We start from the raw sequence: 12624 nt of genomic DNA on the forward strand, positions 1-12624 counted from the left end.
TTGTAATAATTATATGAGTCGTATATGTAAATAACAATAGAAAGAAGATGATAATATGAGTAAAGAAGAGCTTGTGAAAAAACAGTTTGGCAGCAATGCAGATAAATATGTAAATAGTAAAATACATGCTAAAGGACTGGATTTACAATATGTAGTTCAACAAGTTGAGTCTCGTCATAATAATCGTCTTCTTGATGTTGCTACTGGTGGCGGGCATGTGGCAAATATGTTAGCACCTATGTTTGAAGAAGTAGTTGCACTTGATTTAACAGAACAGATGTTAGAAAAAGCAAAAGTTTTTATAAAGCAGAATGGTCATGAAAATGTATCTTTTGTAGCAGGAAATGCAGAGAATTTACCATTTGCAGACCATTTTTTTGATACAATTACATGCCGGATTGCAGCCCATCATTTTACGAGTCCGGCTCAATTTATTTATGAAGTAAATCGTACGTTGGAGGATAATGGATTATTCATCTTAATAGATAATGTTTCGCCAGAAAATAATGAATATGATACATTTTATAATTTTATAGAAAAAAAGCGTGACCCAAGTCATGAACGAGCTCTAAAAAAGACAGAATGGCTTACTTTATTAGAAAAAAATGGTTTGCAAATGCAGTCATGTCTTACTTTTGATAAGAAGTTTGATTTTGACTGGTGGTGTAATATGATGGATGTCCCTTTACAAAAGCGTGAAAAATTAACAGAATGTATGATGAAAGCACCAAACGAAATGAAGGAATATTTTAATATTCAATTTAAAAATAATAAAGTAGAATCGTTCTATACTGAAATGGCTATGTTTATATGTAAAAAAAGTATAACGTTAAAAAGATAAATGTGTTGCAGTCTTTCTGAAGTACGATATACTTAGTACAGAGAAACTGAGAATTGAGGAATAGTTATAATGATTCGTGTACGCATTGAAGGTACTGAGGAAGAAATGCTTGAATTTATGGGGAAAATGCCAGACATTCCTGGATTTGAAAAGACACATATGAGAGAGCCGAGAAAAGGAAATAACCCGAAATACGATTCAAGTAAAAATGTACTTGCATATTTGTCTTATAAAAAGATTGAAGTCGCCAATAAATAGGCGGCTTTTTTAGTTTGCGCTGTTTCACCGCCTTGTCTTTTTCACATAATAATAATAGTAGATTATGCTGAAGAGGGGTGAGAATAGTTAATAAGAAAATTATCTTTTTTGGAGACTTTGGTATTGATGACGCCGTAGCGTTAATTTATGCAAATAAAACATGTAAATTAGATATTCTAGGTATTGTTGCTGAGTACGGGAATGTATCACGAGATATCGTTACGGAAAATGTTTATTTTTTAGAAAGGTACTATGCTACACAAGTGAAAATTATTGAAGGTGCGAGTAGACCGATGACAGCTGAAGAGCCTTTGTTTTTCCCTGAAATCCACGGGGATCACGGTTTAGGCCCTATTATTCCACCTGAGATGAGAATTTGTAAACGAGAAAATTTTTGTGAATTAATCAAATTAATCGAACCTTGTCCAGAAGATATTATAATTGTGGCGACAGGGAGACTAACGACGCTTGCTACGTTATTTTTATTGTATCCAAATATAATGGATCGTATTTGTTCGTATTATATAATGGGCGGCGCTTTCCTATTTCCAGGTAATGTTACACCAGTATCTGAAGCGAATTTTTATGGTGATCCAATTGCAGCAAATATTGTTATGAAATATGCGAAAAACGCTAGCATATACCCGTTAAATGTAACACAGGGCGCGCTTATTACGCCTGAAATGGCCAATATAATAGATAAACAAGGAACTGGACAGGCGAAACTCATTAAACCAATGATTGATTTTTATTATGAGAACTTCTATAAAAAAGAATATCCGGGTATTGGTGGAAGTCCTATACACGATTTACTACCGTTTATCTCGTTTATAGATGACAGTATTTTCGAATATAAAAAATCGGCAGTGTGGATTAGTACGACAAATGATGTGACTAGGGGCCAAAGTGTAGCAGACTTTAGAAAAATAGCTGAGCCAACAAGGTTTGATAATCGGCCGATTCAAAGAATTGCTGTTGGTTTTAACTATGCAGCTTTTAAAGAAGAGTTTATGCGAACAATATTGAAGCCAGATTGTCCTTAATGTGTGTAATAACAAGTCGGATAAATCGTTAGTTCAAAAAAAGGTTTAATCTGTGTGTATTATTCTCAAAAATCTTAAAGTTGAACAACATGAATAACTTATGAAAAATGTCACATAACTAATGGTAAGCAATTGTTTCTAATTATATTTTGATTGGTGAAATGTAAAGGAGGTTATTATATGATTTGGTCTTTAATCGTCGGTGGTATATTAGGGTGGCTTGCGAGCTTAATTACTGGAAAGGACGTACCTGGTGGTGTAATAGGTAATATTATTGCTGGTATTATCGGTTCTTGGGTTGGTTCGAAATTACTTGGTAGTTTTGGTCCAGTCATTGGCGGATATGCAATTATTCCAGCTTTAATCGGTGCGATCATTTTAATTTTCATCGTAAGCTTCTTATTACGAGCAATGCGAAAATGAATGTAAGGACTGTTTACATTTGTAAGCAGTCCTTTTTATATGTTATGCTAGTATTATACAATCAGGAGGTGTCAGCATTGAAAACATTCACAGTAAATTTCCATCAAGAAGATAATGCTAAAGCGACAACAGTACATAAATTAAGTGAAGAGGACTTTAACAAAGCAACAGAAAAAGGCACTCGTCATCTATTTGATTTAGATACAAACGTTGGATTCTTCGTATTCTTTGACGCAGAAGATGCAGAAGGAAACGATCAATACTTAATGTTACAATACGAAGGTGATCATGAAGAGCCAACTGCGTGCTACGGATTTGATTTAAAACTATACTATCAATTTTTAGCACTGTACTTAAACGATCTTGAGTTCCAAGGTGAAACAGATGAGGAAGAGGAAGAATACGGTCCAATTCATCATTTAGCGCATTTACTTTATCATATTGTTGAAGATGGTAAATCAATCGAAGTGTAATATACATATTTGAAGCTGCCCTTTTTGGGCAGCTTTTTTATATGACATTGGAATGGTGTACTGTGAGCTAAATAAAGTGAAACTTTAATCAGTGGGGGGTGTTCATCCCCACTGATTATCAGCCCTCACCAATCGGGCTTTTACGGACAGCAGGGCCCCCACCTAACTTCTTTGTTTCCGCTGAATTTTGAGGTGGGGATCTTACTGCCCGGCAAATAGCGGGATAAATTAATAATAGAAATTTATTTATTACTTTCATGTTAGCATCGTAAAACACCTGTTATAATGATTGTAATTAAATTCATGGAGGCTAATTCTATGCTTGTAGATGTAAAAGCTTTTATTAAAGCTGCAGGTTTAACATGTATTTCATCATTAAGTGGAGATAACACGTTTGCTTATAATTTTGAAACTGTAAAAAATACTATCGCTACATTTTTTAAGAAGCTAAGATTTACCGTATAATTTTATTTCAATCAGTAGGAAAAGAGTAATCACTTCCTACTGGTTTTTTTCTGTTTCAAGGAGCTGTTGTGAGAGCATGTTTTAAGTTATAGATAGAGGATATTATCATTGAGAAGAGAAGGTTTAAATAAGGAGATGAAAATGGTTTCGTTTATCAAGAGGTAGTTACTTCGGATATAACAGACTTGGTTACTTTTTAGAAACAGCTTTTGTAATATATTTTGTACAAGCTTTTGGAGAGAGTGAAGCACTGACTTTTTGGAACAAACATAATTTGAAAAGTAATGTAATGGGTTGGTTAACGAAATGAATAAGATGCAATAGGGGGTAAAAATGATGAAAATATATTTAAAAATAGTTATGTTATTTTTGGTGTTTACATGTATGTTTGCGCTAGTCGCATGTAAAGGGACAGACGAAAAAAAGGAAACAAATCCAACCTCGGAAAATAATAAAAATGAACAAAGTAATTTTTCAGAAGAACAGAAAAATCCTGAAGCAAAACCAAGCAATGAAAAAACAACAAAACCATCGCCTGACCCAGATTCGAAAAATAGAACACTTAATCAAAAATCAATTAACCACGTTAAAGATTTGTTTGAACTCGCAAAAGAAGGAAAAGTACCTAATGTACCATTTGGAGCGCATACAGGGGATATTGAAGAAATTGAAAAAGCGTGGGGGAAAGCAAATAAAACCGAATATGCAGGGAACGGAATGTACGCAACTTTTACAAATAAAAATATTGTTTTCGGATTTAATAAAGGGTCACAAGTTTTTGATGTACGCTCATATCATGCAGAACTAAAATTGATTACATTACAAGAAATTGAAAAAGCATTAGGAAAACCATCTTCAGTTAAAGAGAATGGGGAAGATAAAATATATGTATACAAAGTAAATAACCAGTATGAGCTGAAATTTGTCATTCCAAAATCGACTGGTAAGGTAGATCATATTTCTGTATTTTCACCAGAGGATAGTATTAATAAAATGGCAGGATAAGAAATTAAGTGATTTCAAAAACACCTCACTTTCCTTAAGTGAGGTGTTTTTAGTTGTAAATAAGGAACGTCTCCTGCCATATAAAACATACTTTCATACGCGAAATACTTCACTTTTGTTTTTTAATATTCATCCAACAAGAAATATTGATCTACTGAAAAAGTAGTAACCTATAAATTATGTGTAGGCTGGTTCATGATTTTTTTACGTTCTAAATTTTGAACAAACAGTGCTTGAACAATACCTCCAATTAATAAGAAACTAGCACAAATATAAAACAGCATACTTCCATTTAACTTACTTAATAAAACTGCACCAATAACTGGTCCGCACGTTCGAGATATATCCCAGTGTATACCGTAAATTGAAAAATATAAACCACGTTTATTGTGAGGTGCAATTTCTGAAACGAATCGTAACAAGTGGTTTAGAGCAATACTTTCTCCAATGACTAAAAAGAGTAAGGTGAAGAATAACGACAATATCGTCGTTGAATAACTAAAGCCAACTGCAGCTATTGTATAGCAGGCGTAAGAAATAAGGATGATTTTCGCCATAGAAAATCGTTCAGACCATTTTACGAGGAAGATTTGTAGTATGATTTCCAAAATGGCTTTGCATGTTGAAATAAATGCGAGTATGAATACGAGATTAGGAAATACATGTTCTGCAAAAATACGATAATTCGTCTCAGTTTGTGCATAAAAAAAGCTAATAGGAAGTGTAGAAACCATAAGACCGAATATGGCATAATGTTTAAAAATAAATTGCTTTGGTGAACTTGCCTCAACTGTTTGTTTCGACTTACTCATAGGTGGAACGGTTTCTGGGAGCTGGGTCCAAACAACAACGGCATATATCGTAAGGGTTACACTTTGCACGATAAATAAATATTCTGGGTGAGTATTATAAAAACATGCACCGATTAAAGGGCCGACTACGGATCCAATTGCTCCCATCGTTTGTAGGAGAGCAAAAATTGCTGCTTGCTGCTCTTGTTTTGTTAAATCAGCAATTTGTGCACGCTGAGCTGGAATGTATAAGGAACGGCCAATACCATTAATGACATATAACAGTGCAAATATAAAAACAGATTGAGCGAAAACGAAACTGCCGATTGCAACACCTTGTAGTAATAATCCGAGTAACATAATCTTTTTTCGGCCATATTTATCAGTAATTCCTCCAGCAATAAGTGTAAATAAAATGTCTGAAAGTGGCTGTAATCCGAAAATTAGCATAGTTATTATTACATTGCCGTTTAACATTTTATTGACGTAAATAATCATAATGAGAGCTAACATAGATTCAGTCGTTCGGGTTAATAATTCACCACACAATCTAATAAAAATAGGTTTATTGTAACGAAGTAAGAGATAATTCAATATTAATTCCTCCTTTCTATATTGAAATGATAAGATGAAAGGAGAGTTGGAAAAAGGGTAGAGACTATAGGGAGGATTTTTCACCTTTTAGGGGGAGTATGATGTTTATTTTAGATCAATACATTGAACTATGGATTGCTTATGGAAAAGGAAAAAAAGAGGGAGAACGATTGGAAGTAACAGTGCAAAATATATCTGGTACATTATTTTGTACAGAGCGCAATAGTAAATTAATTATAAAAAAATTAGATGAGTTAAATTGGATCAAGTGGTTTCCAGGTCGCGGCAGAGGAAATCGGTCTAAGTTAATATTTCAAAAGCACCCGATGTCTTTAATTTTAGATAGAGGAAAAGAAATAACGAAAAAAGGGGATGTGAAAAGCGGAAGTATATTTGTGGAACGCTATAGCTCACATTTTCCATCAGTAAAGGGAGAATATCATTCCTGGGTGGATTCAATATTTGGTCATAAGGTTGAAATGACATCTGAAGGGAGAAGAGATATACTCCGGTTGCAAGTACAAATGAATTTAGATATCACATTAGATCCTGTATACGCTACAATGCGCTCAGAATGCCATATGGTAAAACATATATTCGACACACTCGTGTATGTAGACGGTAATACAAACATTATAGAGCCAAGACTTGCATTTCACTGGGAATATAATGACGCTGAAAAAATATGGACGTTTTACTTACGAAAAGGAGTTCACTTTCATAATGGAAAACAACTTACTGCACATGATGTTATATACTCGTTGAATCGATTTATAAAGCTGGAAAATAATGCACACACATGGATGTTACAACACGTTGAAAGTATCCGTTCAGTGGATGACTACGTTTTCGAAATTCAATTACATACAGAAAATCGAATGTTTTTACATATGCTAAGTGCAGAACAGTGTTCTATCGTGAATGAAGATGAAGCAGGAGGGCTAATTGGAACCGGGCCTTTTCAATTATATAAAAGTAATGAAAATCTGTTCATTTTAGAAGGACATCCTTTATATTTTCGTGAAAGACCTTTTTTAGATCGTGTTGAGTTGTGGAATGTAGAACAAGGTGTAGGTACATACGATGTTTTAGTAAAGGCGCAGTATAAAGATAAAGAAAAACATAATAAAGAATTGTCTCGGCTTGAGTCGAACGTGACATATATAACATGTAATCTTACGAAAGAAGGACCAATGCAAGATGAGTTATTTCGGAAAGCGTTATATAACATCATTCATGGTTATACAATCGTTCAAGAACTCGGCGGAGAACGTGGAGAAGTGGCAAAAAAACTAATATTAGCAGGTGAAAGCATTGTAGAGATTGAGGAAGATGTAGAAAGTTTAATTAAAAGGAGTACTTATCATAATGAAGTACTACAACTCTACACATTTACAGGACGAGATCATGTTGAAGATGCACAGTGGATACAAAAAGAGTGTGCGAAATATGGGATTCGTGTAGAAAATAATTTTCTTGATATAGAAGAGCTATTGGAAGTAAGTACGATACAAAAGGCCGATATGATGCATGATAGTGCCACAATCAGTGAACGAATAGAAGATAGTCTATTATATATGTTTCTTACAAAAAATAGTTTTATTCATGGACAAAGCAGCATGGACTTTCATGAAAAGTTGTCTCCTTATTTTAGACAAGAAGTATTAGAGAAAAGAGTTGCACTGTTACGCGATATCGAGGATACTTTGTTACGTCAAATTCATATTATTCCTTTATATCGTAATAAACAAGAGGTAAGTACACATGAAAAAGTTCAAAATATAATGATTAATTCACAAGGTTGGATTGATTTTTATAATATTTGGTTTAAGTCTTGATATATAAGGGCTTTTGCACATTTTCATAAGGTGTGTAAGAGCCTTTTCTGTATGTAGGAATAGGTTTGTTTTACACATTGTTACGCTACTTGTGATAAAAGTCCATTTACAGCGTAACAGTGTTATGTTACATTGTTATCAGGAAGGAGTGTTATACAGTTGAGTACAGATTTAATTTCAAAAAAAGATTTATTAGAACTAACTGGTATTTCATACGGACAGTTATATAGGTGGAAAAGAAAAAATTTAATTCCGGAAGATTGGTTTGTACGAAAATCAACGTTTACAGGTCAAGAGACATTTTTTCCGAAAGAAAAGATATTAGAGCGTATCGATAAAATCCAAACGATGAAAGAGGATTTATCACTTGATGAACTAGCGAACATGTTTTCGCCGAGTGTGAGAGACATTCTTTTAACAAAGGAAGACATTTTATGCAAGGGGATTGCATCAGAACCAGTTTTACAATTTTTCATAGAACAAACGAATAAAAGAGCAGAGTTTCAATTTGTAGATATTCTTTATGTGTACATGTTAGAAGAATTACTGCAATCAGGAGAGATTAGTTTAGAAGAAGGAAAAATGGTCTTGCAAGTTTTACGTGAAAATTATGAAGCAATTAAACATAAAACTTGTGACTTAATTATTGTCCGAAAGTTAGGGATTTCTACATGTTTATTAGTTTCAAACGTGGACGATTTAATTTTTGAAAAAGGCACCAAAATCGTTTTACGCGAAGCGATTATGAAATATACCGAAGCATTAAAAACTAAATTGTTGTAGTGGAGGAGAAAGTATGCGTACAGATAATTTGATTATAAATGGTTACGGTTCATCGAATGGTGGCGAGTTTCATAAAGTGCAATTAAACGGAAAAGGAACTGTGAATGGAAATGTTGAATGTGAGCAATTTGAATGTAACGGTTACGGTGCAGTTACTGGCGATTTGAAAAGTAGCAGTGCACGAATTAGCGGATCTGGTAAAGTTGATGGCACAGTTCAAGCTGAAACGATGCGAATTGATGGAAAAGCAACAATTACGCAAAATGTAAAAGCAAACAGTTTGAAAATTGCAGGAAAAGGTACGATAGGTGGAAATGTCACTGGTGAAGAATTTAAAGTCAATGGTCAAGCTACAATTGACGGTAATTGTGAAGTGGATACTTTTTCTTCAGAAGGACAATTTACAATCGGTGGTTTATTAAGCGCAGATGAAATTAATATAAATATTCACGGTACATGTCGAGCGAAAGAAATTGGTGGTCAAACGATTAAAGTAAGACATAGATCAGGTACATTTAGTAGACTATTTAAAACAGTGTTTGGCTTGCAGTTAGAAGCTGAACTATTAGAAGGTGACAATATCGATATTGATTATGCTCACATAAGAACGGTAAGAGGAAACAATGTTACAGTAGGAGCAAACTGTGAGATTGAACTGATTGAATATACCGGTGTTCTTACTGTTGATAAAAATGCAAATGTAAAAGAAATTAAGCAGGTTTAACGGAAGGGAGAAATCAGTATGGAACATCCACATAGTCTCACAGTAAATGGTTCTGGTAATTCAGCAGGCGGAGATTATAATAAAGTGAAGATTCGCGGTGAAGGAACAATTACGAATGATATGAGTTGCAATGAGTTTAAAACGTACGGAACGAGTGATGTACACGGTAATGTGAAAGTGAAAAACTATGTCGTGTATGGAGATAACGAAGTACAAGGAAATGTAGATGCGGAATATGTAAAAGTATATGGTAATACACAAATTCATGGTGATGCTCATATTGAAAAAACAAAAGTTAGAGGTATGATAGATATTGAAGGAAAGTTTTCAGGTGATTTCGTAGATGTAAAAGGTGCTTTAAATGTAAAGGGAGATATTGAAGTAGAAGATTTATCATTAACTGGTGGTCTTGAAAGTGATGGATTACTTAATGCTGAAAATATTCAAATCTCACTTCGTTATGAAGGCAGTAAGGTAAGAGAAATTGGTGGTAAAAAAATTACCGTTCGTAAAAAAGCGAGATTTATTCCTTTTACTAGTCATGCTGGAAACCTCCAAACTTCGATTGTTGAAGGAGATGATATCTATTTAGAACATACGATTGCTGAAGTTGTAAGAGGCAACAACGTCACAATTGGTCCTGGATGTGAAATTAGTGTTGTAGAATATCATACTAGTTTTAATCAAAAAGGTAATGCAGTCGTAAAAGAACATAAACAAATATAAGTAGTATGAGGGAGAGCAAGAGATATGGTTGAGAAGAATAATAAGCTCGGCTTTGTTGTGGCGGGCTTATTGCTAGGTATTTTAATGGCATCGATGGATAATACCATTGTCGTAACGGCGATGGGAACAATCGTTGGTGACTTAGGAGGCCTCGAAAACTTTGTATGGGTCGTTTCTGCCTATATGGTCGCAGAAATGGCAGGCATGCCTATTTTCGGTAAGCTATCAGATATGTATGGTAGAAAGAGATTCTTTATTTTCGGTTTAATTGTCTTTATGATTGGTTCGGCACTTTGTGGTACTGCTGAAAATATTACACAGTTAGGTATTTATCGTGCCATTCAAGGTATTGGCGGCGGGGCATTAGTGCCGATCGCGTTTACTATCGTTTTTGATATTTTTCCACCTGAAAAACGCGGGAAAATGGGTGGTTTATTCGGAGCTGTATTTGGATTATCTAGTATTTTCGGGCCATTACTTGGCGCATATATTACCGATTACATTAGCTGGCACTGGGTATTTTATATTAACTTACCACTTGGCATTTTAGCACTTATTTTTATTACATTCTTTTATAAAGAATCACGCGTTCATAGAAAGCAAAAGATTGATTGGTTTGGCGCAATTACTTTAGTTGGTGCAGTAGTTTCTTTAATGTTTGCGCTTGAACTAGGCGGACAAAAATATGATTGGGATTCTAGCTTTATTTTAAGTTTATTTGGTGGATTCGCTATTTTAATCATCGCATTCATTTTTATTGAACGAAAAGTAGAAGAACCAATTATTTCATTTGAGATGTTTAAGCAGCGCTTATTCGGAATGAGTACAATTATTGCATTATGTTACGGTGCTGCATTTATGTCAGCAACTGTTTACATTCCGTTATTCATTCAAGGTGTATACGGCGGGACTGCAACAAACTCAGGATTATTACTTTTACCTATGATGCTAGGATCAGTCGTAACAGCGCAGTTAGGTGGATTTTTAACGACTAAGCTGAGCTACCGAAACATTATGATTATTTCTGCTGTTATTATGTTAATCGGATTATTCTTATTAAGTACATTAACGCCAGAAACAAGTCGTGCATTATTAACGGTTTATATGATTATTATCGGATTTGGAGTAGGTTTCTCATTCTCTGTACTAAGTATGGCTTCAATTCATAACTTCGGTATGGAACAGCGTGGATCTGCGACTTCAACGAGTAATTTCATTCGTTCATTAGGAATGACACTAGGTATTACAATCTTCGGAATGATCCAAAGAACAGGTTTCCAAGATCAATTAGAAGAAGCATTTAAAGGGATGAGCGGGGGAATGAATACAAAATTAGGGGATTCAAGAGCCATTTTATCAGAATCGGCAAGATCTCAAATCCCTCCGCAAATATTAGATAAGATTATTGACGCTCTTTCTAGTTCAATTGTTCAAACATTCATGTGGGCATTGGTACCAGCTGGATTAGCATTCATGTTCATTTTCTTTATGGGAAATGAGCGTATGGTAATTAAGAAAGAACAAATGAATAAAAAGAGTGAAACATCAAAAGCGTAATGAAAAAGCTCCTTTCCAATTGGAAAGGAGCTTTTTCGTATGTACGGTGTTAGATTAGCCTTCGATAATTTCGTATTCTTCGTCTGCAAGTAATAAAATTTGCGTTTTCTTGCCTTTGTTTTGAACTTCGATTACATCGTATGCGCCTAAGTCTCTTACTTTGCTTTGAGAAGCGTTAACCATAACTTCAATAGAATCAATTAAGATATCTTCTTCAATATATGATTCAGGCAATGCCATATCTTCAGTATCTAATACACACGCATATAGATTTTGTAAATTTTCAGCAGTTGGGTTTTGTTCCTCAACATCAATGATATTTTTTACTGCATCCATATTTTCTTCTTTTGCTTGGTACACTTTAATTTTAGCCATAATTTTAATCTCCTTTATAACGTAATCGTAGAGGCTACACCTCATTATAACGTTTTTTTTATGAAAGATGAAATTGTTATATGTATTTATAGTAAAAATTATGTGTCCTTACTCAAAATTGGTGTAATTTCCATATAAATGTACGAGTAGGTAACGATAATGTTACGTTAAAGTTATATTGTCCAAGCTTTTCTTATTTTCTTCTTATATGTATGTAGTAGCAATTCTATATAGAGAAGGGATGGAGTGTAAGTGGGTTGTGAACCGAGAGTTTCTAGAGATTTTGTTCAAGTACCTGAACTGGTAGGTTTTCGATTACTTTTATCACATCCAGCTGGAGACCCTTTAAACTACGGATTATTATTTATTAATTTTCCTGATACGATTTTTATTTTTATATTGGCATCAAGCGGATACCTTGCCATTTCGAACTGTTTAAAAATAGAGGGCGGAACTGGTGATGCCGAAATAGAAGAGATGAAAAAAATGATAGAGGATGACGATAATACGTACAAGTCAGTTGTTAAATTGACTAAAGTATATAAGAACGGTGAGACGGAATCTTTTATTTATAAAAATGAGTTATAATACATGTATTTAAATGCACCCTCAAACTATTGTTGAGGGTTGTTACATAATTAATTATGTTGATCCTTCAAACCGTTTGTTAACGAGTAAGAAATATATTTATTGTTGACTTATTTTATAGGTTGATCATTTCATAGTTA

The 12624-nt window shown here is 34.1% G+C and carries 14 protein-coding genes and 2 pseudogenes; 14 read left to right on the forward strand and 2 right to left on the reverse strand.

Annotated elements, in window-relative coordinates; all coding sequences use genetic code 11:
• Positions 1–55 precede the first annotated feature (55 nt).
• From ACQGSG_RS21565 to ACQGSG_RS21600, 8 genes and pseudogenes are all read left to right on the forward strand, one after another.
• Positions 56–841: a class I SAM-dependent methyltransferase gene (locus ACQGSG_RS21565; protein WP_000031303.1), complete on the forward strand. Its 786-nt coding sequence runs from the start codon at positions 56–58 to the stop codon at positions 839–841.
• A gap of 69 nt (positions 842–910) precedes the next feature.
• The gene (locus ACQGSG_RS21570; protein WP_000621885.1) at positions 911–1099 is read left to right on the forward strand and encodes a DUF3970 family protein; all 189 of its coding nucleotides are present in this window, start codon (positions 911–913) and stop codon (positions 1097–1099) included.
• Positions 1100–1176: 77 nt separating this feature from the next.
• Complete coding sequence (locus tag ACQGSG_RS21575) at positions 1177–2142, forward strand: nucleoside hydrolase (protein WP_001223680.1); 966 nt, start codon at positions 1177–1179, stop codon at positions 2140–2142.
• Positions 2143–2322: 180 nt separating this feature from the next.
• Positions 2323–2565 carry a GlsB/YeaQ/YmgE family stress response membrane protein gene (locus ACQGSG_RS21580; RefSeq protein ID WP_000638306.1) on the forward strand — a complete coding sequence of 81 codons (243 nt, stop codon included), beginning with the start codon at positions 2323–2325 and terminating at the stop codon, positions 2563–2565.
• A gap of 77 nt (positions 2566–2642) precedes the next feature.
• Positions 2643–3038 (forward strand): hypothetical protein, encoded by a 396-nt coding sequence (locus ACQGSG_RS21585; protein WP_000847587.1) that lies wholly within the window; start codon positions 2643–2645, stop codon positions 3036–3038.
• Between the two features lie 318 nt (positions 3039–3356).
• Positions 3357–3503: a hypothetical protein gene (locus ACQGSG_RS21590; RefSeq protein WP_000959548.1), complete on the forward strand. Its 147-nt coding sequence runs from the start codon at positions 3357–3359 to the stop codon at positions 3501–3503.
• 139 nt (positions 3504–3642) lie between these two features.
• Positions 3643–3813, forward strand: a pseudogene (locus tag ACQGSG_RS21595) (aminopeptidase); the annotation flags it as partial.
• A 23-nt stretch (positions 3814–3836) separates the two neighbouring features.
• Entirely contained in the window at positions 3837–4508 is a 672-nt protein-coding gene (locus ACQGSG_RS21600; RefSeq protein WP_002098287.1) for a YjgB family protein, read from the forward strand.
• Positions 4509–4678: 170 nt separating this feature from the next.
• Here the strand turns inward: ACQGSG_RS21600 and ACQGSG_RS21605 are convergent, their stop codons facing one another.
• The gene (locus ACQGSG_RS21605; RefSeq protein ID WP_048567581.1) at positions 4679–5893 is read right to left on the reverse strand and encodes an MDR family MFS transporter; all 1215 of its coding nucleotides are present in this window, start codon (positions 5891–5893) and stop codon (positions 4679–4681) included.
• 101 nt (positions 5894–5994) lie between these two features.
• Here ACQGSG_RS21605 and ACQGSG_RS21610 point away from each other — a divergent pair, with 101 nt between their 5' ends.
• From ACQGSG_RS21610 to ACQGSG_RS21630, 5 genes are all read left to right on the forward strand, one after another.
• On the forward strand, positions 5995–7731 hold the full coding sequence (locus ACQGSG_RS21610; RefSeq protein WP_325842874.1) for an ABC transporter substrate-binding protein: 1737 nt from the start codon (positions 5995–5997) through the stop codon (positions 7729–7731).
• Positions 7732–7890: 159 nt separating this feature from the next.
• The gene (locus ACQGSG_RS21615; RefSeq protein WP_061655656.1) at positions 7891–8514 is read left to right on the forward strand and encodes a YhbD family protein; all 624 of its coding nucleotides are present in this window, start codon (positions 7891–7893) and stop codon (positions 8512–8514) included.
• Positions 8515–8527: 13 nt separating this feature from the next.
• On the forward strand, positions 8528–9238 hold the full coding sequence (locus ACQGSG_RS21620; RefSeq protein WP_001258385.1) for a bactofilin family protein: 711 nt from the start codon (positions 8528–8530) through the stop codon (positions 9236–9238).
• Between the two features lie 18 nt (positions 9239–9256).
• On the forward strand, positions 9257–9964 hold the full coding sequence (locus tag ACQGSG_RS21625) for a polymer-forming cytoskeletal protein (RefSeq protein WP_000400903.1): 708 nt from the start codon (positions 9257–9259) through the stop codon (positions 9962–9964).
• A 24-nt stretch (positions 9965–9988) separates the two neighbouring features.
• Positions 9989–11521: an MDR family MFS transporter gene (locus tag ACQGSG_RS21630; RefSeq protein WP_000229619.1), complete on the forward strand. Its 1533-nt coding sequence runs from the start codon at positions 9989–9991 to the stop codon at positions 11519–11521.
• A 54-nt stretch (positions 11522–11575) separates the two neighbouring features.
• Here ACQGSG_RS21630 and ACQGSG_RS21635 read toward each other — a convergent pair whose 3' ends face one another.
• Complete coding sequence (locus ACQGSG_RS21635) at positions 11576–11896, reverse strand: hypothetical protein (protein WP_001062727.1); 321 nt, start codon at positions 11894–11896, stop codon at positions 11576–11578.
• A gap of 261 nt (positions 11897–12157) precedes the next feature.
• Here ACQGSG_RS21635 and ACQGSG_RS21640 point away from each other — a divergent pair.
• Positions 12158–12484, forward strand: a pseudogene (locus ACQGSG_RS21640) (BC_2878 family exosporium-associated protein); the annotation flags it as partial.
• Between the last annotated feature and the right edge of the window lie 140 nt (positions 12485–12624).

The organism is Bacillus sp. GMa5/1, from assembly GCF_050172015.1.
GTDB lineage: Bacteria > Bacillota > Bacilli > Bacillales > Bacillaceae_G > Bacillus_A > Bacillus_A cereus.

Coding starts and splice junctions, on each gene's coding strand:
- ACQGSG_RS21600 (WP_002098287.1), top strand. CDS start 3,837: ATGATGAAAATATATTTAAAAATAGTTATGTTATTTTTGGTGTTTACA.
- ACQGSG_RS21590 (WP_000959548.1), top strand. CDS start 3,357: ATGCTTGTAGATGTAAAAGCTTTTATTAAAGCTGCAGGTTTAACATGT.
- ACQGSG_RS21630 (WP_000229619.1), top strand. CDS start 9,989: ATGGTTGAGAAGAATAATAAGCTCGGCTTTGTTGTGGCGGGCTTATTG.
- ACQGSG_RS21635 (WP_001062727.1), bottom strand. CDS start 11,896: ATGGCTAAAATTAAAGTGTACCAAGCAAAAGAAGAAAATATGGATGCA.
- ACQGSG_RS21580 (WP_000638306.1), top strand. CDS start 2,323: ATGATTTGGTCTTTAATCGTCGGTGGTATATTAGGGTGGCTTGCGAGC.
- ACQGSG_RS21565 (WP_000031303.1), top strand. CDS start 56: ATGAGTAAAGAAGAGCTTGTGAAAAAACAGTTTGGCAGCAATGCAGAT.
- ACQGSG_RS21610 (WP_325842874.1), top strand. CDS start 5,995: ATGTTTATTTTAGATCAATACATTGAACTATGGATTGCTTATGGAAAA.
- ACQGSG_RS21620 (WP_001258385.1), top strand. CDS start 8,528: ATGCGTACAGATAATTTGATTATAAATGGTTACGGTTCATCGAATGGT.
- ACQGSG_RS21570 (WP_000621885.1), top strand. CDS start 911: ATGATTCGTGTACGCATTGAAGGTACTGAGGAAGAAATGCTTGAATTT.
- ACQGSG_RS21625 (WP_000400903.1), top strand. CDS start 9,257: ATGGAACATCCACATAGTCTCACAGTAAATGGTTCTGGTAATTCAGCA.